This window comes from Sphingobacterium sp. WM (genome assembly GCF_029542465.1).
Lineage (GTDB): Bacteria > Bacteroidota > Bacteroidia > Sphingobacteriales > Sphingobacteriaceae > Sphingobacterium > Sphingobacterium cellulitidis.
Genome location: NZ_CP120709.1, coordinates 3,917,610 through 3,939,524, shown reverse-complemented (window position 1 = coordinate 3,939,524; position 21,915 = coordinate 3,917,610). Strand labels below are relative to the sequence as shown.

Genomic DNA, 21,915 nt, shown 5'->3' with positions numbered 1-21,915 from the left:
ATATACTTCATTTAGGGAATAATGTTCTTGACTAAATGAAAATTTTAATAGCCTAGGTTTACGCCTAGGCTATTTTTTTTGAGTATAAGATAATCATAAAATCGGGGGTTTCGAGAGTCGGCAATAGCTGATATGGACAACGTTTGAATTTGAGTTATTAGGCTAAAAAAGCGGGATAATTGACAAATTTTGCCGACATTCGAGTTTACCTAAATAATAAAATATATTACTATGAAACTCAATGGAAACAGAATTTGTCAATTCAAGAAGATTGCTTTTTTGGTATTGGCAACAGGGATTTCTTATTCAACGGTTTATGCGCAGCGTATGGGAGGTGCGGCTTCAAAGCCTGTAGATCCTGTTGTTGAGCAGATTGTCAATGAGGCAAAGAATAATTCAGAGCTAGAGTTATTGGCTTTTGAATTGTTAGATGTTGTTGGACCACGTTTAGTAGGTACGCCTCAGATGACCCATGCGAATGAATGGGCATTAAAGACCTTTCAACGTTGGGGAATTTCCGCAAAGAATCAACAATTTGGAGAATGGCATGGCTGGGAACGCGGGATTTCTCATATTGATATGACCTATCCACGGCAGAAGACACTTGCCGGAACACAATTAGCATGGAGTCCGACTACCAAAGGAAAAGCAATTGAGGCAGAAGTTATTGCATTACCAGATATTAAGGATTCAGTATCGTTCCGTGCATGGTTGCCAAAAGTAAAAGGGAAATATGTGATGGTTTCTATGCCACAATTAACAGGACGCCCAGATGCCAATTGGAAAGAATATGGAACTCCGGAATCCTTTGCGAAGATGCAAAAACAGCGAGATTCCTTAGGAGCGGTATGGAATGAAAGAATCAAAGCAACTGGATTAGCTCCGAACTCTATTCCTTCTGTTCTAGAAGATGCAGGTGCAGTAGGTGTTTTGAGTAGTTATTGGTCAGGAGAATTTGGTGCCAACAAAATTTTTGGTGCAAGAACCCATAAAGCGCCATCATTAGATATTTCCCTAGAAGATTACGGGATTCTGTACAGACTAGCCGAGAAGGGTTATGCGCCAAAAATTAAAGTTGAGACTTCTTCCAAACATTTGGGCAATGTTCCATCGTTCAATACGATTGCAGAAATTAAAGGTTCTCAATTCCCAGATGAGTATGTGATATTATCTGCGCATTTGGATTCCTGGGAAGGTGGTTCTGGAGCAACAGATAATGGTACCGGTACGATTGCCATGATGGAGGTTGCGCGAGTTCTAAAGAAAGTTCTGCCTAATCCGAAGCGGACGATATTGGTGGGCTTATGGGGAAGTGAGGAGCAAGGCTTAAATGGTTCACGTTCCTTTGTCCTGGATAATCCAGAAGTTATTGAAAAGACACAGGCGGTATTCAATTTGGACAATGGAACCGGTCGTGTTGCAAATATCAATGGTTCCGGATTTGTTCATGCCTATGATTTTATGGGACGTTGGTTAGAAGCTGTTCCAAGTGAGATAACCAAGGATATCAAGACACAATTTCCAGGTTCACCTGGTGGCGGCGGATCAGACCATGCTTCATTTGTGGCTGCTGGCGTACCAGGGTTTATGTTCAGTTCCTTGTCTTGGGGTTATTTCAGCAATACATGGCATACCAACTTAGATACCTATGATAAAATAGTATTTGATGATTTGATGTCGAATGTAATATTAACAGCGATATTAACGTATAAGGCATCCGAGGAGCCAGGATTGGTGAATCGTGAGAAGCGTGTTTTACCAACGGATGCAAGTGGTAAGCCAGGAACCTGGCCAGCAATTCGTCAGCCGAGAAGAACCGGTGTAGGATATTAAGAGGGGTAGGAACAAAAAAAGGGGAATAATTAATTATTCCCCTTTTTTGTTATTTTTTCAACCGGATATAATCCGTTAGGACGTTAGCACTTTCATCGAGGACAAAATCGTAATCCAATTTTGGTTGCGGTTGTCCTTCTTTCCATAGGGGTTCACCTAGGAAAGCTAGTTGTTTATTGATGCGATCGCGTTGTTTTTGTCTGATTTTTTCGCGTTCAGCTTTCAATTTGGTTTCATTTAGAGAGATAGCAGGCATGGTTTCATTTTTATTGAAATCAGCGATGTCTTCTAAAAGGAATTGATAAGCTGGTGATTTTTGCATTCTTTTTTTGTGAATTTCTTCCAATTGAGCATTGATATCTTTCAAAGAAGAAACTATAGCAAATTTCGTTGGTTTAATCTGGTCCCAAGGCAGCGCAGAAGGTTCTGAACTTTCGCCAAATTTCTCCGCTGAATATTGGGTTGGGAATACTACATCAGGAGTTACACCCTTATGTTGTGTACTGCTACCAGTAACACGATAGAATTTTCCCATAGTAATATTGATTTGTCCGAATTCAGGAGCACCATTAGGAGTGTCAGGATCTGCTTCACCTGATGCTTTGATTAACAATTTGTTAGTTGCACTTATAAAGCGAGACATATCTACAGCATTCTGAACAGTTCCTTTACCATAACTAGTAGATCCCAGAATAATTCCACGGCCGTAATCTTGGATTGCACCAGCAAATATTTCAGATGCCGAAGCGGAGAAACGGTTGATCATGACGCCAAATGGGCCATCCCATGCTAATCCAGTTTCCTCATCACTATCAACCTGAACACGGTTTCTAGAATCTCTAACCTGAACTACCGGACCTTGGTCGATAAATAAACCTGTCAATTCGATAGCCTCTTGAAGAGAGCCACCACCATTATTTCTCAGGTCCATAAGTACAGCATCAACGCCATCTTGTTTTAAACTATCCAATAAAAGCCTAACATCTCTGGTTGTACTTTTGTAATCTTTATCACCACGTCGTACAGCTTCGAAGTCAATATAGAATTTAGGAAGGTTGATAACCCCTATTTTATAGTTTTTTCCATCTTCACCTTTGATGACCTTGGTTTCACGTTTCGCTGATTCTTCCGCCAATATAATTTTTTCGCGGGTTAATTTTACGATTTTAGGAGCTGCTGAAAGTTCAGCACCAGCAGGAAGGATTTTAAGTTTTACCACAGTTCCTTTTTTGCCTTTAATTTTTGCTACTGCAGCATCTAATCTCCAACCGATAATGTCTTCAAATTCACCATCATCACCTTGAGCCACCGCTACGATACGGTCATTGATGTGCAAAGATTTATCTTTGAACGCAGGCCCACCCGCGATGATCTGCTTGATGGTTACCATTTCATTTTCCATTTGAAGCTGAGCCCCAATACCTTCTAAGGTATTTGACATACTTTCATTAAAAGCTTGCGCAAATGAAGGATTGTAATAGGTTGTATGCGGATCAACAGCATCAGTTAATGCTGTCATAATCATTTGGAAAGCATCATTCGCATTGGTTTTCTTTGCTTGAGAAATTAGGTTGTTGTATCTATTTCTCAGGGTTTCCTTATTTTTCTCTTCATCAACTTTTGAAGAATCAGAAGCAGTTAATCGAAGGTTTAGCAGATCATATTTCACACGTTTTCTCCATTGATCTTTAAGTTCAGCTTCGGAAGTGAACCAATTTTCCTTTTCACGGAAGCTGGTATAAGATTCATCTTTTGTGAAATCATGTTTCGCGTCGATTTGTTCCAATGCAAAATTCATGCACTGCAAGTATCTATTCGTGTATTTATTGAAGATATAGAATGCGCTAGAAAGATCACCTTGTTTAAAGTCTTGACTAATCGTGTTTTTGAATTGTTGGAAATCGTCGACATCCGATTTCAACATGTAATTTTTTCCTTGGTCAACTCCTTCCAATAAATTATTAAAGACAATATTAGATAGGGAATCACTCATAGGGACTTTCTTATAGCTGAAGTTTTCCAAAAGATTGGCTACTTCCTTAGCTATGATTTCATGTTGCGTATTAGGTTTTAATTCAAGACCTTCTAGGTCTAGGTTGATGCGTGGTTTGGCACCACATGCTACAACAGAAACTACTGCAAGACAGAAAATGAGATGTTTAAACATATATGTATAGTTCTTGAATTTGTTCATTAATTATTCTACGGCGAATTAGATTTTGTTATTAAGTGAGCGCGCTTTATAATTAGCGCTAAATTTAGTTAAAAACTAAATCACTATATGATTGTGAACGTAAAATATTCATTTCAATTATGATTTAGTTGTTTATTAGCAGTTTCAAATTTTTCATTTATAGAAACCCTGGTATTAATTTATGGATGAAAACAGTTCGTTTCTAAGCCTCCAATAGTCAGATAATTCCTGTTCAGCATCTTTAAAATTTCCCATCATCAGATAAATATCACCAAGTTTATCATGAATGGCTAATTGCAAAACTTTATTGTTTTCAGAATCCGCCAATGTTCTGGCATTTTCAAATTCCAGTTGAGCAATTTTATAGTTTTGCTGAACATATTTAGAGAAAGCCAACATGTATTCAATTTCAGGGAGTTGATTTTGGACTCTATTGGCAGTAGCCAGATCTTTTGCCTGAATCAGGAACCATTGGGCCTCTGTATGTTTGTTTTGCAATTGATATATTTTTGCAAGGGAAATTAAGGCATTAACCTTGCCATAATGATTCTTTGTTTTATTAAATAAAGGGAATGCGCGTCTGATAATAGTGTTTTCAGCGGCTTTAAAGTTTTTTTCATGGGCTTGCACCAAGGCAATTCTTACCAAAGTATTTGCCTGGTCGACGGTTTCCTTATTATTGATTGCCGATTGTAGGAAAGTTTCTTGCATGGCAAAGGCATCTGAGAAGTTACCATTATATAGGTATGCATTTGCCAGATTGTATTCCATGATAAATTTTTCCTCAGATCCAGAATTTCTAGCGGCATTTAATCCGCGGATAAGCAGGGCTATGGATTTATTTATATCCCCTTGTTTCAACAGTTGGAAAGCATATTCATTAGAAAGACCAGCTGCAAGCGGGAAATTCTTATTGGCTTCTAGTTTAGAAATCAGGGTATTCCAATCCTGTTCGTTTGTTGGTAGGGGATTAAAATTTTGTTTTAGGTAAGCCGCATTGGAAGAAGGTTTATAATCTTCGATCAAGATTTGATAGTCCAATTGTCTGGCAATGGAGTCAAAGAATCCACTTTTCTCTTTATAGGAGTCCACCAATTCCTCCTCCTTTGTTCTGGGAGCAGGTAAAACGTATACCTTCGGTCCAATTCCAGCGAAGGAACTGTCGTATTTTGTAACAAACCCAGCTGGGTCTAGTAATTTATCATTGTTCTGCGCTTTTAAGCTTGATAATGGAAAAATTAGGCTTAAAGCGAATATAACACGCACTTTATCAATCATTCGCAAGTTCATTTTTTCAAAAGTATTAAATAATTTGAAATATAAGATAAATGAAAGGCCGTATAAAGCAGAATAAAATATTAAATAATGTTAAAATAAATTTTGTTGTAATTTTTATTTATTGAAAGAAGGGTTAATATATAGCGGAAATGCCACATTAGTATTACTAAACAATATTTACATTGGCTTTGCTATGAAAAATCGATAGCTTTGTGAATTATGGCAACACGAGTACCATTGGCAGAGCGCATGCGACCCAAGAGTCTAACAGAATATGTTGGTCAAAAGCATATTATTGGGGAAGGTGCAGTTTTATGGAATGCCATAGTTCAGAAGTCCATACCCTCGATGATCTTTTGGGGTCCTCCGGGAGTTGGCAAAACCACATTAGCTTTATTAATTGCAAAATCTTTAGATCGTCCATTTTATAGTTTAAGTGCTATTCAATCTGGGGTTAAGGATGTTCGTGAAGTGATCGATAAAGCGGAGCAAATGCGTCAATTTAATCAGGAACAGCCGATCTTATTTATTGATGAGATCCATCGATTTTCAAAGTCACAACAAGATTCGTTGTTGGGTGCCGTTGAAAGGGGAACTGTTACATTAATAGGTGCAACTACGGAGAATCCATCTTTTGAGGTGATATCAGCTTTATTATCTCGATGTCAAGTTTATGTTCTAGAGGGGCTAAGTAAGGACGAGTTGGTTTCAATAGTTGATCAAGCCTTACAAGAAGATGAGTTTTTGAAGTCTGAGAATATTGTCATCAAGGAATATGAGGCTTTATTACAACTTTCTGGTGGGGATGCTCGGAAGCTATTAAATATATTGGAATTAGTTAGTCAGGCTGCGGTCCATAGTGGTCAGGAGATTACGAATGAATTTGTTGCGAAGCATGTTCAACAGAGTAGGGTTCGATATGACAAGTCAGGAGAGCAGCACTATGATATTATTTCAGCCTTTATCAAGTCCATTCGGGGGAGTGACCCTAATGCGGCAGTATATTGGTTGGCAAGAATGATTGAAGGGGGTGAGGATCCAAAATTTATAGCAAGGAGATTATTGATTTTGGCTTCAGAGGATGTCGGAAATGCAAATCCAAATGCATTATTGTTGGCTAACAACTGTTTTCAAGCAGTGAATGTGATAGGCTGGCCGGAGTCGAGGATCATTTTGTCGCAAACAGTTGTCTATTTGGCTTGTTCTGCAAAGAGTAATGCTTCTTATGAGGCTATTAATAAGGCTCAGGCAATTGTTCACCGGACTGGGGACTTATCTGTTCCTCTACATTTGAGGAATGCTCCGACAAAATTAATGAAGGAGTTGAACTACGGAACGGAATATATGTATGCTCATGCCTACAGTGGAAATTTTGTTGAGCAGGAATATATGCCTTCGGAGTTGCAGTCAGAAAAAATTTATGAACCGGGGAAAAATTCGGCGGAAGAGAAGATGAGAGCTACGCTTCGAGAAAAGTGGCGAGGTAAATACGGATATTAAGTTTAGATAATACGATAATAGAAAATGTCGAAAACATTTACAACTATAGACTTTGAACTTGCAACCGCCAAATACAGCAGTGTTTGTGCAGTTGGAATAGTAGACGTTGTTAATGGGCAAATTGTTGATGAATTTTACAGTTTGGTTCAGCCACCGCAGAATAAATATATGTGGCAAACTTCCAGGGTTCATGGGATCAAGGCGAAACATACGGTAGATTCACCTACCTTTATCGATATTTTTCCGAAGATAAAAGAGTTAATCCGTTCCAAACATATGGTTGCACATGATGAGTTATTGGATCGTTCAGTATTAAAAGAAACGATGCAATTTTATAATTTGCCCTTTGAAGAATTGGGATTAGCACCGATGTGGGAATGTACAAGTAAGATCTATCGATCTTTAGGTTTTGAGCGCACGAAGTTGAGCATTTGTTGTGAGCTAATGAGTGTAGAGTTAAAGCATCATGATGCTTTATCCGATGCCCGTGCGACAGCAGAATTGTATTTAAAAGTAGACAATGCAATTGAAATGAAGAAATTAGGATAGGTCATGGGGAAAATAATAAATGTGATATTATCAGGCGGTGTTGGTTCAAGGTTATGGCCATTATCGCGGAAGTCCAAGCCGAAGCAGTATCTTCCTATCTTTGAGGGAAAAACCTTATTTGAATGGACTATTGCAAGGAATCAGGAGATTTCATCAAAAGTTATTTTGGTTGGATCTTCACAGAATAAAACGATTGCAGAGCCATATTTAAAAGGCCTGAATCATGATATAATTGCCGAGGCGGCACCAAGAAATACAGCGGCGGCAATTGCTTTTGCTGCCTTTCATGCTGATCCGGATGATATATTGATTGTAACTCCCTCTGACCACCTTATTGAAGGTCTTAGTAATTATAGAGAAGCTATAAATCAAGGTGTGATGTATGCCCAGGAGGGGTTTATTGCCACATTTGGAATAATTCCTACAAGGCCCGAAACCGGTTATGGATATATAGAGCATGATGGAAATACAGTTCTTTCCTTCCGGGAAAAGCCCAATGAAGATACAGCCAAGGATTTTCTAAAAAAGGGTAATTTTTTATGGAATTCTGGTATCTTCTGTTTCAAAGCTGGGGTATATCTTGAGGAGTTGATGCGATTTGAGCCTAAATTATACAATGCTGCGGAGGTCGCCTTTGAATATGCAGAAGATTTGGTACTGGATGAAGAGCATTCAAAATTAATTCCTTCAAAAAGTATTGATTACGCGGTCATGGAACGTAGTGATCTCATAAAGGTTGTTCCGGCACGATTTCAATGGTCCGATATGGGGGCGTTTGATTCATTATTTGAATATTTTAAGAGTAAGGGACATCCAGTTGATGAGAATGGCAATATTGTTGTAGGAACCAATAAACCTACTGTGTTTGTAGGATTAACTAACTGTATGCTAGTTAGTACTGAGGATGCGGTACTCGTGTTGGATCGTAGTAGAGCACAGGATGTCAAACAGGTTTATGAGCAGTTGGAGAAGGATAATTCGGCTTTAATATAAATTTTCTGTAGCAAATAAGGTTATTCACACGTATACATTAAACCTTATTGCGAATTAGGTTGTCTATTGAAATAGCTAACAACCTACTTAATAAAATTAAGAAATATGGGATTTTGGAGTAACTTATTTGGAGGGAAAAAAGAAGAGCAAGCGGCTTATCTTAATCGATTGGATTGGGTGGGTTGGGATATTCATAATCATATTCTTCCGGGAATTGATGACGGTAGTCCCGACCTTGAAGAATCACTAACGTTGATCAATGGATTAAAGTCATTAGGTATTCATAAGAGTGTTTCCACCCCGCATGTAATGGCAGGCGTTCACAATAATACCCCCGAAACAATTAAAGAGGCATATAATAAATTAAGTGATTATTTAAAATCCAATGCTGTTGATTTTAAATTGAACTATAGTGCAGAGTATATGATTGATGATCAGATAGAGCAGTGGATCCAAGCTGATAAACTATGTCTGATTGCTGATAAATATATGCTGATTGAAATGTCGTATCTTTCGGAATCCAGAGCATTGTTTAAAACAATCAAGGATATCCAAGATAGGGGTTATCAACCCATTTTAGCCCACCCAGAACGTTATAACTACTATCACAATAATTTTAAAATTTTCGAAGAGATTAAACAAGCTGGTTGTTATTTGCAGTTGAATCTACTATCAATAAGCAAATATTATGGTGAAAATGTAAAGACTTGCGCCTTGACTCTAATACGTGCTGGAATGTATGATTTTGTTGGGACAGATATGCATCACACACGTCACTTGGAGGCTTTAAAATCTGTTGTTTCAAAATATGATGTTAAAGAACTTTTGAAAGACAATCCCATTAAGAACTCAAAAATATTTGATGCACAAAAGGATAAAAAAATAGCATAATTATTTTTGTGTGGATTATCACAAATGCCTCCCGGGCAACATTCTTCAGATTGATGTTGCCAGATTTTAGTAAGATCGTAACCGGTTTCCTAGTTCTTCATAGCGATTAGTTGAAATTTATGCCTTCAGAGTTCCCTTAACTCAAGGATTTGTTGTGGAGATAACTGGTACTCTTTTATTTTAACGCAAAGGATGCTTGGTTAACCATTCGTTGATCTTGATCTTGCTTTATTGACCTGAAAATCTTTTGATTTGACTGGCCTTTCCCAATAAAATTTCAAATTAACCTGTCGAATATTTATGTAAAATGGTAGCTATTAGCTACTTGTGTGTCAATTGCACCTTTGTAATTGAATAGGCATTAAAGTCTACTATTAAATAAATGAATTAATTGTTTTTTGTTTTCATTACTTGTTAAAATAGAGAAATCTTTTAACTTTCTTAATTGATGAATATGGGGTTGTTCTTTCTGGAGATTAATTCTTTACAACAAATTTAAACGTAATGGATTTCTTTTATCTAAATTACGCTTATCACGCTTTACTATTTTAGAACTAATGATTGTGAGATAAAAAATGCGGATTAAATTAATTTAACCCGCTTTAATTAAATATGGAATTTTTTTAATGGCTATTTTTTATCGTACTACACGTACATTGGTCGCATTGAGACCTTTTTTTCCATTTTCAACATCAAATGTTACTGAATCATTTTCACGGATGTTGCTCATAAGTCCAGTTGAATGGACAAATATATCTGCACCGCCATTTGTGGGTGTGATAAATCCGAAACCTTTAGTTTCATTAAAGAATTTTACTGTACCTTCTTGCATTTTATTATTGTTTTATTAAAATTTATTTGATTTAATGAGCTATGGGTACTGAAAACCCTAAGAGTTTTTGGATTTTCAGTAGTATTGGTTTTTCCTCTTGGCTACAGAAAGAAATTGCTTTGCCTTCATTCCCAGCACGGCCTGTGCGCCCTATTCTATGTACATAGGTTTCAGAATCTGCAGGTAAATCGTAATTGATGACCTGGGGAAGTTCCTTAATATCTATACCGCGAGCTGCGATATCTGTTGCAATAAGAACATTAATCTGCCCGTTTTTAAAAGATAAGAGAGCCTTTTCTCGGGCATTTTGAGATTTATTTCCGTGGATACAAGCCGTTGGAACACCGCTTTTTCCTAGCGATTTTACTAATCGGTCGGCACCATGCTTTGTGCGTATAAATACCAGTGTCTGGGTGTTTTTTTCATTTAGTAATATGCTAGTCAATCGTTTTGCCTTTTGACCTTTTTCTACGAAGAAAACTGATTGTCTTATTTTTTTTGCGGTGGAAGAAACTGGTGTCACATAGAGTTCAACAGGTTGTTTCAAGATTTCTCCTGCAAATTTAAGTATCGGATTGGGCATTGTTGCAGAAAACAATAATGTTTGCCTTAAGTGGGATATCGATTTAAGAATTTTTTTTATATCGTTGACAAATCCCATATCAAGCATATTATCTGCTTCGTCCAATACTAACCGACGAACCAAACTTAGATCTAGTAGATTCTGATTTAAAAGGTCTAATAATCTTCCTGGAGTTGCGATAATTATATCCACACCTTTACGTAACCTTTCTAATTGTTTTACCTGGGAAACCCCTCCATATATAACTGCGTGAGTTATCGAGAGGTATTTACTATAATCCTCAATATTTTGTGCAATCTGTAATGCTAATTCCCGAGTAGGGACCATTATTAGTGCCCGAGGCTTTTTTTGGGAATAGCGCTCTGAAGTTAGTAATTGTAAAAGCGGAATAGTAAATGCTCCTGTTTTTCCTGTCCCAGTTTGTGCGCAAGCAATGATATCTTTTCCTTCAAGGATGAAAGGAATGGATTGTTTTTGTACTTCTGTAGGAGCAGTGTGTCCTAATTCCTCTATAGCTTTTAAAATTGGCGCTATAAGCCCGATGTTTTTAAAATTCATTTTTTCTGATTAACTCTCATCCTGATCTTTCATTTTTGAAAGCCAACAAGATTATTATTTACAAGGCATTTCTTGCCCTTTAGCAAGACAATTGTCTTTTTGTTAACAGAAATATAATGGAGACTTAAAATCGGAACTTCAATGTCGCTCAGCACGTATGCTGTATACCGTTGATAACTTAAATTGGCGCATAATTAACTGATCTGAAAATATTGTTTGACCAAACTGCTCAGAAAAAATATCCTTGCAACGCCTTGTTTATCAGCGAAGATACTATTAATTTTTTAGAAATAGTCTTTTATTTTTAACCTTTATCTGAATTATAACATGTTAATTATTATGTCTGATTATTTAGACATGGCATGAATCACTCTTACGTGAGACTTGAATGCGTTCCAAAATGACGTATATTCATTATATTGTATATTAAACTCTATACAAGTTTCTCGAACAATAAGATTTAGTGCAGGATAATGGACATGACTAACTTTGGGGAAAATATGGTGCTCCACTTGATAATTTAGTCCTCCAAGTAACCAGGTCAGAATTTTACTTTGAGTTGCGAAATTGGCAGTCGACTGTATCTGGTGGATCATCCATTCTTCTTCAATTCGAAACTCTTTTAAAGTTTTGAATTTAGTCCCATCCACCACGTGAGCAAGTTGAAAAACAGTAGCCAAACTCATTCCACAGACTATTCCGGAGATTGCTATACCTACAAGTGTCGGTATCAAACCGACAGTCCATACTGGTATGATTATAAAAAATAAAAAATGAAGGATTTTGGAAATCCAGAATATAAATTTTTCTTTTAAAGGAAAATGGAAAAGGTCTGATGTTTGTCCCATTCTCTTTCTAAAGTACTTTTCATAATCCTGGTAAAATATCCACGCTAAATAGGAAATTCCGTATAATATAGGGAAGTAAAATCGCTGGAAGTGATGATGCTTCTTTATTTTTTGGTCATGATGTATACGCATAAACTTGATCTCGATGTCATGATCTTCACCATCGATATTCGTATATGTGTGGTGTGCGATATTATGTTTTAGTTTCCAGAAGTATATATTGCCTCCTAGCAGATTAAGAGAATAGGAAAGTACATTGTTAAGCTGTTTGTTATCGGAAAATGAGTTGTGTCCTGCATCATGCATGATGTTAAAGCCGATTGCTGCAAGATTTACTCCAAATAATATACATAGGAATATTCCAACAGTCCAGTGTATAGGCACAAATACTAAAATAGAATATAATATAAAAAAGGTACTTAATAAGAGAACGGCTTTAAAAAAAAGCTTTCTATTGCCTGTTTTTTTCTGCGATGTATTTTTAAAGTAGTCTGAAGTTCTTTGTTTAAGGGATTTAGAAAACAATGTGTTTACATTGTTGAATTTGATAGAATGATTCATTAATTAAAAATTAAAAGGAGGGAGTGTTGTTTGAAAGGTGTTAAAATATTATTTTTTTTATAACCAGAATTTTAAACTCTAATATATAAATTATTTTATTTTTGCAGAACAATATTTTGTTAAAATATTGTTAATTCGATTAAGGGATGTTATTTTCAATATCAAAATCTATGATTTCTTTTTGTTCCAGCTTTAGGTACTATCATTCATAGTTAATATTGTACCCCCCGCCCCCCTGAAGATAGTTTGAAGATATCTATTTCAATTAATAAAACTGACTCCAACTTTCCGATCAAGGCCTGATTTAACAGCGTAAGAATTGTGACGACTTAACTTATGACAAATGTGGTTAAAATCACCTTCGAAATTTTTTTAAAATTTCTGGTCTATTTAAAAGGGTTCTTAGATTCTTTTGAATATTGTTTTGGTCATCTTCTAATTGGCTGCTCTTTCAATAATATTTTCAGTTGTTATCTTCTGTAGTGCTGCCAGAAGAGTTTTTATTGTTTTGGGGAAATGCCCGAGTTCATACTTGTAAAATTAGCACCCATTCTTAATAAACCATGTTTTTTCACAGTCTCTTATTAGATGCTACTGATTAAATGGAATCCAGTCCATGAGATAAATAGAACCTTACAGTTTTATAAATTATTCAGATTATCCTCATGTCAAATCTCTATTAAAGAAATTTTCCAGGGTAGTGAATTGAAGACTCATAATATTTCCGAATTTAATAACTATTTCTATGTTTAAAAATTGGGTTAATAGGTGCATATTTTGGAATATTTTTTTATCAATCCAAATATTAATAAAGTTAAAACCAGAATACTTAGATTTTCTACTACAAATTGGCTGAAAATAATCAGTTGATTTATTGGGTAAGGTTTAAATTGTTTATTTTGTGATATGAATAAAACAATTGTAATCACAGGAGGTGCAGGTTTTATAGGGTCACATGTTGTGAGACATTTCGTGTTGAAATATCCTGAATACCATATTTTGAATTTGGATGCATTGACCTATGCTGGAAATTTAGAGAATCTCACAGATATTGAAGCTTTACCGAATTATACTTTTGTGAAGGCAGATATTTGTGATTTGCAATCCATAGGATCTATTTTTTCAGATTTTCGTCCGGATGCTGTAGTTCATTTAGCTGCTGAATCACATGTGGATAGGTCCATTAAGGATCCCCTCGCTTTTGTGAATACGAATGTAATTGGAACAGTGAATCTATTAAATGCTGCAAAGGATTTATGGGGATCTGATTTTGAGGGGAAGCGGTTTCACCATATCTCTACCGACGAGGTTTTTGGCGCATTGGGGGATACTGGGCTTTTTACAGAAGAGACGAGTTATGATCCGCATTCACCTTATTCGGCCTCAAAAGCGGCCTCAGATCATTTTGTTCGTGCATATCATGATACCTATGGTCTACCTGTGGTAATTACAAATTGTTCAAATAATTATGGTCCAAACCATTTTCCTGAGAAATTAATTCCACTTTGTATCTTAAATATTATCAACAATAAATCGCTTCCTATATATGGAGATGGTAAATATACCCGAGATTGGTTGTATGTTATTGATCATGCAAGAGCAATAGATACAGTATTTCATGAGGGAAAAAATGGTCAATCCTATAATATTGGTGGATTTAATGAATGGAAAAATATAGATCTAGTTCGAGAGCTGTGTAAGCAAATGGATGAAAAGCTTGGTCGTGATCCAGGAACTTCAGAAAAATTAATCACCTTTGTAAAAGATAGACCTGGTCATGATCTAAGGTATGCCATTGATGCTAATAAAATAAAGAATGAATTAGGATGGACACCAAGTGTTACTTTTGAGCAAGGCCTTTCGCAAACTATTGATTGGTTTTTAGATAACCAAGATTGGTTAGAAAAAGTTGCTTCTGGGAACTATAGGAATTATTATGAAAAACATTATAATAATATTTAGGAGGTAGGTTTTAAAGATTTATGGAAGCCTTTTTTACAGGTCTAAAAGACTGTTTTATTTTGGAACCCCGGGTGTTTGGAGACAATCGCGGTTATTTTTTTGAGAGTTACAATGAATCTATTTTTAAGGATAAAACCGGGTTAGATGTGTCCTTTGTTCAGGACAATCAATCATTTTCATCAAAAGGCGTTTTACGAGGTTTACATGCGCAAGCTGGAGAATTTGCTCAGGCTAAATTGGTAAGAGTGATTCAAGGAGAGGTTTTGGATGTTGCAGTAGATGCCAGGGCAGGTTCTGAGACCTTTGGTCAACATGTTGCGGTTTTGTTATCCGCTGAAAACAAAAGGCAATTATTTGTTCCAAGGGGATTTTTACATGGTTTTATCGTTTTGTCAGATACAGCAGAGTTTTTTTATAAGTGCGATAACCTTTATAAAAAAGAAGCTGAATGGGGGGTTATATTTAATGATCAAGATCTGAATATAGATTGGAAATTGCCATATAATGAGCTTACAGTCTCTGAGAAAGATCAATCTCTTCCAACATTTAAGGAAGCCATAACTGCACTGAAATAAAGGAGATCCCATTTTGAAAACCACTCGGATATTAATAACAGGTAGTTCAGGACAATTAGGATCGGAACTTAAAGCGATATGGAAATCAGATTCCAGATTTGAATTGCTCTTTTTAGATCGTCAGGATTTAGATCTTTCCATGACCACTTTAATACAAAGTAAACTTGAGAGTTTACATCCAGATATCATCATTCATTCTGGGGCATATACATCGGTAGATCTTGCTGAGACGGAAATAGAACTAGCAGATAAAGTCAATCATTTGGCTACATTGGAGATTGCTAAATATTCGAGATCCAATTCTGTAAAGTTAATCTATATTTCAACTGATTATGTTTTTCAGGGGAATGTTGATAAGGCATTAGATGAGAATTGTCCCACAGATCCGATCAATGTATATGGCGCTACAAAGCGAAAAGGAGAATTGGCCGTCCTAGAGTATTGTCAGGATGCTATTATCATTCGTACAGCGTGGGTCTATTCAACTTTTGGGAAGAATTTTGTGAAGACGATGCTTTATTTAATGAGCAGTAGAGAGGAAATTAATGTTGTCTCAGATCAAATAGGTTCACCAACTTACGCACGTGATTTAGCTGGCTTAATTAAAGAAATTATTACAGAAGGAAAATGGGTGCCTGGCATCTATCATTATTCAAATGAGGGAAGAGTAAGTTGGTTTGATTTTGCCGTTGCGATACGTGATATATCGAAATTAGAGTGTAAAATAAATCCGATTCCAACCTCGAGTTTTCCAACAACTGCAAAGCGACCATCATATTCATTGCTAGATAAGAATAAGGTAAAAGCCACATTTGGAGCACATGTTTCCAATTGGCGGGATAGTCTTGAATTGATGTTAGGGAAACTTTCTAGAAATTAAATAGAACAATCAATAAGAACACAAAATTATGAAAGGAATAATTTTAGCTGGAGGATCAGGTACTAGACTACATCCATTGACACAGGTCGTTTCCAAACAATTGCTTCCAGTATATGACAAACCTATGATATATTATCCATTATCGGTATTAATGTTATCAGGAATTCGTGAAGTTTTAATTATTTCTACACCTCAAGATCTTCCAAACTTCCAAAGGTTATTTGGTAATGGCGAACAATTGGGCATATCGATAATTTATGCAGAGCAACCCTCACCAGATGGCTTAGCCCAAGCATTTATTATTGGGGAAGATTTTATTGGGGATGATGATGTTTGTTTAATTCTAGGGGATAATATTTTTTACGGTGCTGGTTTACAACAGCAGCTACTTGATGCCAGAAGGAAAGTTGAACAGGATAAACAAGCCGTTGTTTTCGGTTATTATGTGGATGATCCTGAGCGATATGGAGTTGCCGCGTTTGATGAGTCAGGTAAGGTTTATGATATAGAGGAGAAGCCAAAAAATCCGAAATCTAATTATGCCATTGTAGGACTTTATTATTATCCAAATTCGGTAATAGGAATTGCCAAAAATGTCCAACCCTCAGATCGTGGAGAATTAGAAATAACTACTGTGAATCATGAGTATTTAAATAAAGATATTCTTCAATTACAATTATTGGGAAGAGGTTTTGCCTGGTTAGATACGGGGACACATGAGTCTTTGTCTGAAGCCACGGAATTTATTAAGACGATTGAGAAAAGAACTTCTTTAAAGGTTGCTTGTTTGGAAGAGATTGCATTATCGAAAGGATATATTCAAAAGGCCGATTTATACAATCGAGTTAAGGATTTGAAGGGTGTATACTTCGAGTATTTAAAGAAAATAAGTAGTTAATGAATAATTCTTTAAATATTTACTAACCACTTCAGTAGTTATCGAATAGAGTTTTTCTGATTTTTTGTTGATTAACAAGATACTTTAGAAAAACTTGATTGATTCTTTGTCTAAAATAAATTGAGATTTAGATTGTAATACGATCTACTCATTAAAAATAAACGAGTTAACCTAATCCAAACATTTGGAGTTTAAAAAAAATGGATTGTCCCATATGATGTTTGGAAAAATATCGTTAATGAAAAATGGTAACATTGTTTATTATTGATAAATAATAAACAAAAAGACGTTTCTAATCTATTTTTTAGAATGCTTTGGTAAACAGGATATAGCATTATTTTTCCTTAAAAATATCCCTTCACTCTAATTTCCATGTTCAAATTAATTTACCATAGAGTTCATGAGTTCCTTGTAAAAATTTTGATTGATTTTTGTCTTTGAGGTTATTTGTTTGTTGGAACTTCTATTATGTCAATTTTTCCTGTAATTTAGGGAGAATATTATCATGCCAAACAATTTAACTTTATTCTCATTTGCGGTTCTTTTGGTTTTAAGTTCCTTTTTGAATCAATTAATGGGCCAAAACCAAATTAAAAATTCTCTTTTAGAATTAGAGAGGATATTAAAAATTGATGTAAATTTTCAAAGGGATACATCAGCATTAATTCTAAGATTAGATTCTGTAAAAAAAATTGCTGATGAGCGCCGTAGCATTCCTTTAAAATGGGCGTATTATATGCTGATGGCAGATGGTTTCTCTATTGCATTTGACAATGTAAATAAACGGAGCAATTTTTACTTCCAACAGGCTCATAACTTGGTTTCCATGGGAAATGAACAAGAACTGTATCATGTTGGTTTGATTAGACAAGGATACTATTACTTTGTTTATCGAAAGATGCGAGAAGCTTTTCCTTATTTTCTTCAAGCAGATGATTTAAGCCAATCGATTAATCTCAATAAAATACCAAGACTGACTTTGCATTATAGTTTTATTGCGAGTTTTTGCAGTTATATCGGTAATCAAAAAAAGGCGACCGAATATTTAGAAATTGCTCTACCCTATACTGTACCATTGAGCCGAAATCGTATAGACATGGTCAATGCCATGGGTGTTTATTCTAAAAAAGATTCTTTATACTCAAAGGCTACTGATTATTTTAATCAGGCCTTACATGTGGCTGGATTGGCCAAGGATTCTGTATGGATAGGTATTATTTCGGGAAATTTAGCTGATCTTTATTGGAAAGAGGGTAAAAGGTCCCATGCCATTGATTTGGTAAAGAAGAATATTGAATATTCAGTAAAATTTAATGAATCCTTAGATGCCATGCGTGCAAATTTAGCATTAGCTAGCATGTATATGGAGGAAAATGACTTAAAAGCCGCAGAAAATTGTGTTAATGAGGCTAATAAATTAATGCAAAATAAACCCTACTTTCTTGAATATCAAGTCGAAGCTTATCTACTATTATCTAAGATAGTTAGAGGAAAAGGAGAATATAATCAAGAGCTAAATTACCTTCGAAATTACATAGTTTTGAAGGATAGTTTGGATAAGAATGATGATTATGAGAAGCTAAATCGGGCATCTTGGAAATGGGAGGCTGAGAAATATCAGAAAAACCTTGAAAATTATGAGCTTAAAAGGAAACAAACAAACCAGACTTATATCTATTTTGTGATATTCTCTATCTTATTTTTTCTCATTATTTTGTTACTAGTAAACCATTCTAAAAACAAGATTCTATTTAAGAATGCCCAATTAGAAAAAGAACAAATGGAGCTCTCATATGAAAAACAAACTTTGGATAGAGAACTTCTTCTTTTGAATAATTCATTAAAGGAATTCACCTCTACAATTAAACAAAATGATTTGACCATCCAGCGATTACGGAATGAAGTTATAAATAATTTTGACCACTTTCCGGACCGTCAAGAAGAGGTTAATGAACGTTTGAATAAAATGCTCGAAAATCATGTGATGACAGAGGAGCGGTGGGTTAAATTTAGTAAAATATTTGAACGAGTTTATCCAGGTTATTTATCTACTCAAAAGGAATTGTACCCCAAGTTAACAGAATATGATTGTCGTCTATTATCCTTGATGAAATTAGGGTTAAATAATAGAAGTATTGCTGAATTATTGGGCATTTCCCTTGAAGGCGTTAAAAAAGCTAAACAAAGGTTAAAGAAGAAATTTGAGTAAAAAGACAAGTTGTTTCCTAGAAGTCGTTTTTGATTGATGAGATTGAGTTAGAATAAGCAATTCGAACCTCATTAATCCAAATGTTAGGCAATGTAATGTAAATAACTTTTTGTTAAATATTCTAGGGGCATTGGCATCTTATGCTTTTTTTCCTAAAAAACCTTCTTTAAACATTCAGTTTGAACAGCAAGAAAACCAATTATTCCTTGATGCTTAAACCGAACTCACGTTAAATTTAAGCATAGTTAATAATTTGTTAACAAAGATTTTTTGTTAATAATAAAAAAGTTGAGTACTTTTGTTGCTCACTTTTATTATTATGTTGGATTCATTGATAACATCCAAAACCCGGTTAAAGTTGTTGATCAAGTTTTTTGTAAACTCGAACAACAAGGGGTATTTGAGAGGTATCGCTGAAGAGTTCAATGAATCTACCAATTCTATCCGAAAAGAGTTGAACCAGTTGTCTGAAGCTGGTTACTTAATAAAATTTCAAAATAACAACAAAATTTATTATAGCGCTAACGTAAATCATCCGCTTTTTCAAAGTTTACAAAACTTAGTCCGTACTTTTTTGGGAATCGATCAAGCTGTTGATCATGTTCTTTCCCGAACTGGCGATGTGGATCAAGTGGTTTTATTGGGAGACTATGCTAAGGGCATAGATTCTGGAGTTATAGAGGTCTTAATACTTGGCAATACTATTGATTCGGCATATTTATTGCAACTAAGCGGAAAAACCGAGAAGTTGCTTGGAAAAAGGATTAAGATATACTTTGAAAAGCCTAATGAAGTGAATGGGCAGATTATTTTATATCAAAAAGAAAATTGAAAATTGTAAATTGGTGTTAAGCCAATTATTACTCGGTAAATCAAAATGGATATCACAAAGATTGCATGTATTGGAGCAGGATATGTTGGAGGGCCAACCATGTCTGTTATTGCTCAGAAAAATCCACATATTCAAGTTACTGTCGCAGATTTAAATGCTTCAAGGATAGAAGCTTGGAATTCAGATAATCTGGAGGAATTACCAGTTTATGAGCCAGGCTTAGATGCGGTTGTTGCTGAAGCGAGAGGGAGGAATTTGTTTTTTTCTACCGAAATTGAAAAGGCCATATCTGAGGCAGATATGATCTTTATCTCCGTGAATACACCGACCAAAACGTACGGAAAAGGCAAAGGGCAAGCTGCAGATTTGAAGTTTATTGAGTTATGTGCCCGTCAAATTGCGGATGTCGCGACTTCCTCGAAGATCATTGTTGAGAAATCTACCATTCCCGTAAGAACTGCCGCTACGATTAAAAGTATATTGGATCATACTGGTAGAGGGGTCCAATTCCATGTTTTATCCAATCCAGAGTTTCTAGCGGAAGGAACAGCAATTCCTGATTTACATAATCCAGATCGGATATTAATTGGAGGTGAAGATCCAGAAGCCATAAATGCGCTGAAGTCTATTTATGAGGCATGGGTTCCTTCGGAGCGTATCATAAGTACAAATTTATGGTCTTCTGAACTTTCCAAACTAGTTGCCAATGCATTTTTAGCACAGCGTGTTTCCTCGATAAATTCGATTTCTGAATTGTGTGAGGTAACAGGAGCGAATGTAGATGAGGTGGCACATGCGATTGGACAGGATTCAAGGATAGGTTCCAAGTTTCTAAAAGCATCTGTAGGATTTGGGGGATCATGTTTTCAAAAGGATTTACTAAATCTTGTATATATAGCCCGTTCCTATAATTTGAATGAGGTCGCTGATTATTGGGAGCAGGTAATTATAATTAATGATCATCAGAAGACCCGATTTGCTGAAAAGATCATCCGATCGATGTATAATACGGTTAATGGCAAGAAAATTGCTTTCATGGGATGGGCATTTAAGAAAAATACAAATGACACCAGAGAATCAGCCGCCATTTACGTTGCAGACCATTTGCTTGATGAACAAGCACAAGTTGTAGTTTATGATCCAAAAGTACAAGAGCATCAAATCTTTAAAGATTTGGATTACCTTGCTACAAGGACTGCAGATGAAAACAAGGAGCTACTAAGTGTTGTTGATAATCCATATAAAGCCGCAAAAGATGCGCATGGATTAGCCATACTAACTGAATGGGATGAGTTCAAAGATTTAGATTGGAAAAGAATCAAAGATTCTATGAAAAAACCAGCATTTGTGTTTGATGGTAGAAAGCTTTTGGATAGGGAAAAGATTGAGAATCTTGGTTTTATATATTATGCAATAGGGGAATAAGATTAAACTATTAACCATATATGAAAGAGAAAATTAAAGAGGTAAAAGAGTTCAAACATCAGGATTATAATCCTGGACCTCGAGTTGGTATAACATTTTCAACCTTTGACCTGCTACATGCCGGACATATCATGATGTTGGCTGAAGCTAAGCGTCAATGTGATTATTTAATCTGTGGTCTTCAGATGGATCCTACCTTGGACCGTCCTGAAAAAAATGCACCAACTCAAACCGTAGTTGAAAGATATATTCAGTTGAGGGGATGTGTATCCGTAGATGAGATCGTTCCTTACTCAACCGAACAAGACCTGGAAGATATTTTAAGATCCTTTAAGCTTGATGTAAGAATTGTGGGTGATGAGTATAAGGATAGGGATTTTACAGGAAGAAAATATTGTGAGGAGAAAGGGATTGAGCTATATTTTAATAGTAGAGATCATCGCTTTTCAAGCTCTGGCTTGAGGAAGATAGTGGCGGATAAAGAGAATCAAAAGAATATTAAGTAAAAATTATC

18 protein-coding genes are annotated in these 21,915 nt (G+C 35.6%); 13 read left to right on the top strand and 5 right to left on the bottom strand.

The genetic code is table 11. From position 1 onward, the window contains the following. Positions 1–231 precede the first annotated feature (231 nt). Positions 232–1,833 (top strand): M20/M25/M40 family metallo-hydrolase, encoded by a 1,602-nt coding sequence (locus PZ892_RS16740; RefSeq protein WP_277711633.1) that lies wholly within the window; start codon positions 232–234, stop codon positions 1,831–1,833. A gap of 49 nt (positions 1,834–1,882) precedes the next feature. Here PZ892_RS16740 and PZ892_RS16735 read toward each other — a convergent pair whose 3' ends face one another. Together PZ892_RS16735 and PZ892_RS16730 are read right to left on the bottom strand one after the other, a co-directional pair. Further along, on the bottom strand, positions 1,883–4,000 hold the full coding sequence (locus PZ892_RS16735; RefSeq protein WP_277711632.1) for a carboxy terminal-processing peptidase: 2,118 nt from the start codon (positions 3,998–4,000) through the stop codon (positions 1,883–1,885). A 201-nt stretch (positions 4,001–4,201) separates the two neighbouring features. Further along, on the bottom strand, positions 4,202–5,305 hold the full coding sequence (locus tag PZ892_RS16730) for a tetratricopeptide repeat protein (RefSeq protein WP_277711630.1): 1,104 nt from the start codon (positions 5,303–5,305) through the stop codon (positions 4,202–4,204). A 219-nt stretch (positions 5,306–5,524) separates the two neighbouring features. Between PZ892_RS16730 and PZ892_RS16725 the strand changes: the two genes are divergently transcribed. The 4 genes from PZ892_RS16725 (at position 5,525) to PZ892_RS16710 (ending at position 9,238) form a co-directional block, all read left to right on the top strand. Beyond that, entirely contained in the window at positions 5,525–6,805 is a 1,281-nt protein-coding gene (locus PZ892_RS16725) for a replication-associated recombination protein A (RefSeq protein ID WP_277711629.1), read from the top strand. Positions 6,806–6,829: 24 nt separating this feature from the next. Continuing rightward, positions 6,830–7,354 carry an exonuclease domain-containing protein gene (locus PZ892_RS16720; protein ID WP_277711628.1) on the top strand — a complete coding sequence of 175 codons (525 nt, stop codon included), beginning with the start codon at positions 6,830–6,832 and terminating at the stop codon, positions 7,352–7,354. Positions 7,355–7,357: 3 nt separating this feature from the next. Further along, positions 7,358–8,347: a sugar phosphate nucleotidyltransferase gene (locus PZ892_RS16715; RefSeq protein WP_277711626.1), complete on the top strand. Its 990-nt coding sequence runs from the start codon at positions 7,358–7,360 to the stop codon at positions 8,345–8,347. Positions 8,348–8,452: 105 nt separating this feature from the next. Further along, positions 8,453–9,238, top strand: coding sequence for a CpsB/CapC family capsule biosynthesis tyrosine phosphatase (locus PZ892_RS16710; RefSeq protein ID WP_277711625.1), 786 nt, complete (start codon positions 8,453–8,455; stop codon positions 9,236–9,238). Positions 9,239–9,875: 637 nt separating this feature from the next. Here PZ892_RS16710 and PZ892_RS16705 read toward each other — a convergent pair. From PZ892_RS16705 to PZ892_RS16695, 3 genes are all read right to left on the bottom strand, one after another. Next, positions 9,876–10,070 (bottom strand): cold-shock protein, encoded by a 195-nt coding sequence (locus tag PZ892_RS16705; RefSeq protein ID WP_094257399.1) that lies wholly within the window; start codon positions 10,068–10,070, stop codon positions 9,876–9,878. Positions 10,071–10,101: 31 nt separating this feature from the next. After that, positions 10,102–11,211 carry a DEAD/DEAH box helicase gene (locus tag PZ892_RS16700; protein ID WP_277711623.1) on the bottom strand — a complete coding sequence of 370 codons (1,110 nt, stop codon included), beginning with the start codon at positions 11,209–11,211 and terminating at the stop codon, positions 10,102–10,104. A 347-nt stretch (positions 11,212–11,558) separates the two neighbouring features. Further along, positions 11,559–12,620 (bottom strand): acyl-CoA desaturase, encoded by a 1,062-nt coding sequence (locus PZ892_RS16695; protein ID WP_277711622.1) that lies wholly within the window; start codon positions 12,618–12,620, stop codon positions 11,559–11,561. Positions 12,621–13,526: 906 nt separating this feature from the next. Between PZ892_RS16695 and rfbB the strand changes: the two genes are divergently transcribed. From rfbB to PZ892_RS16655, 8 genes are all read left to right on the top strand, one after another. After that, positions 13,527–14,582, top strand: a complete 1,056-nt coding sequence (rfbB, locus tag PZ892_RS16690) for a dTDP-glucose 4,6-dehydratase (RefSeq protein ID WP_277711621.1) — start codon at positions 13,527–13,529, stop codon at positions 14,580–14,582. A 20-nt stretch (positions 14,583–14,602) separates the two neighbouring features. Continuing rightward, positions 14,603–15,157 carry a dTDP-4-dehydrorhamnose 3,5-epimerase gene (gene rfbC, locus PZ892_RS16685; RefSeq protein WP_277711620.1) on the top strand — a complete coding sequence of 185 codons (555 nt, stop codon included), beginning with the start codon at positions 14,603–14,605 and terminating at the stop codon, positions 15,155–15,157. A 13-nt stretch (positions 15,158–15,170) separates the two neighbouring features. Further along, complete coding sequence (gene rfbD, locus PZ892_RS16680; protein WP_277711619.1) at positions 15,171–16,037, top strand: dTDP-4-dehydrorhamnose reductase; 867 nt, start codon at positions 15,171–15,173, stop codon at positions 16,035–16,037. Between the two features lie 28 nt (positions 16,038–16,065). Further along, on the top strand, positions 16,066–16,935 hold the full coding sequence (rfbA, locus tag PZ892_RS16675) for a glucose-1-phosphate thymidylyltransferase RfbA (RefSeq protein WP_277711618.1): 870 nt from the start codon (positions 16,066–16,068) through the stop codon (positions 16,933–16,935). Between the two features lie 505 nt (positions 16,936–17,440). After that, complete coding sequence (locus PZ892_RS16670; protein ID WP_277711617.1) at positions 17,441–19,144, top strand: hypothetical protein; 1,704 nt, start codon at positions 17,441–17,443, stop codon at positions 19,142–19,144. Between the two features lie 319 nt (positions 19,145–19,463). Next, positions 19,464–19,976 carry a winged helix-turn-helix domain-containing protein gene (locus PZ892_RS16665; RefSeq protein ID WP_277711616.1) on the top strand — a complete coding sequence of 171 codons (513 nt, stop codon included), beginning with the start codon at positions 19,464–19,466 and terminating at the stop codon, positions 19,974–19,976. Positions 19,977–20,021: 45 nt separating this feature from the next. Further along, the gene (locus tag PZ892_RS16660) at positions 20,022–21,401 is read left to right on the top strand and encodes a nucleotide sugar dehydrogenase (RefSeq protein WP_277711615.1); all 1,380 of its coding nucleotides are present in this window, start codon (positions 20,022–20,024) and stop codon (positions 21,399–21,401) included. 20 nt (positions 21,402–21,421) lie between these two features. Next, positions 21,422–21,907 carry an adenylyltransferase/cytidyltransferase family protein gene (locus PZ892_RS16655; protein ID WP_277711614.1) on the top strand — a complete coding sequence of 162 codons (486 nt, stop codon included), beginning with the start codon at positions 21,422–21,424 and terminating at the stop codon, positions 21,905–21,907. Positions 21,908–21,915 lie beyond the last annotated feature (8 nt).

Coding starts and splice junctions, on each gene's coding strand:
- PZ892_RS16665 (WP_277711616.1), top strand. CDS start 19,464: ATGTTGGATTCATTGATAACATCCAAAACCCGGTTAAAGTTGTTGATC.
- rfbA (WP_277711618.1), top strand. CDS start 16,066: ATGAAAGGAATAATTTTAGCTGGAGGATCAGGTACTAGACTACATCCA.
- PZ892_RS16705 (WP_094257399.1), bottom strand. CDS start 10,070: ATGCAAGAAGGTACAGTAAAATTCTTTAATGAAACTAAAGGTTTCGGA.
- PZ892_RS16735 (WP_277711632.1), bottom strand. CDS start 4,000: ATGTTTAAACATCTCATTTTCTGTCTTGCAGTAGTTTCTGTTGTAGCA.
- PZ892_RS16730 (WP_277711630.1), bottom strand. CDS start 5,305: ATGATTGATAAAGTGCGTGTTATATTCGCTTTAAGCCTAATTTTTCCA.
- PZ892_RS16660 (WP_277711615.1), top strand. CDS start 20,022: ATGGATATCACAAAGATTGCATGTATTGGAGCAGGATATGTTGGAGGG.
- PZ892_RS16740 (WP_277711633.1), top strand. CDS start 232: ATGAAACTCAATGGAAACAGAATTTGTCAATTCAAGAAGATTGCTTTT.
- PZ892_RS16695 (WP_277711622.1), bottom strand. CDS start 12,620: ATGAATCATTCTATCAAATTCAACAATGTAAACACATTGTTTTCTAAA.
- PZ892_RS16700 (WP_277711623.1), bottom strand. CDS start 11,211: ATGAATTTTAAAAACATCGGGCTTATAGCGCCAATTTTAAAAGCTATA.
- PZ892_RS16715 (WP_277711626.1), top strand. CDS start 7,358: ATGGGGAAAATAATAAATGTGATATTATCAGGCGGTGTTGGTTCAAGG.
- rfbB (WP_277711621.1), top strand. CDS start 13,527: ATGAATAAAACAATTGTAATCACAGGAGGTGCAGGTTTTATAGGGTCA.
- PZ892_RS16670 (WP_277711617.1), top strand. CDS start 17,441: ATGCCAAACAATTTAACTTTATTCTCATTTGCGGTTCTTTTGGTTTTA.
- PZ892_RS16655 (WP_277711614.1), top strand. CDS start 21,422: ATGAAAGAGAAAATTAAAGAGGTAAAAGAGTTCAAACATCAGGATTAT.
- PZ892_RS16710 (WP_277711625.1), top strand. CDS start 8,453: ATGGGATTTTGGAGTAACTTATTTGGAGGGAAAAAAGAAGAGCAAGCG.
- PZ892_RS16725 (WP_277711629.1), top strand. CDS start 5,525: ATGGCAACACGAGTACCATTGGCAGAGCGCATGCGACCCAAGAGTCTA.
- PZ892_RS16720 (WP_277711628.1), top strand. CDS start 6,830: ATGTCGAAAACATTTACAACTATAGACTTTGAACTTGCAACCGCCAAA.
- rfbC (WP_277711620.1), top strand. CDS start 14,603: ATGGAAGCCTTTTTTACAGGTCTAAAAGACTGTTTTATTTTGGAACCC.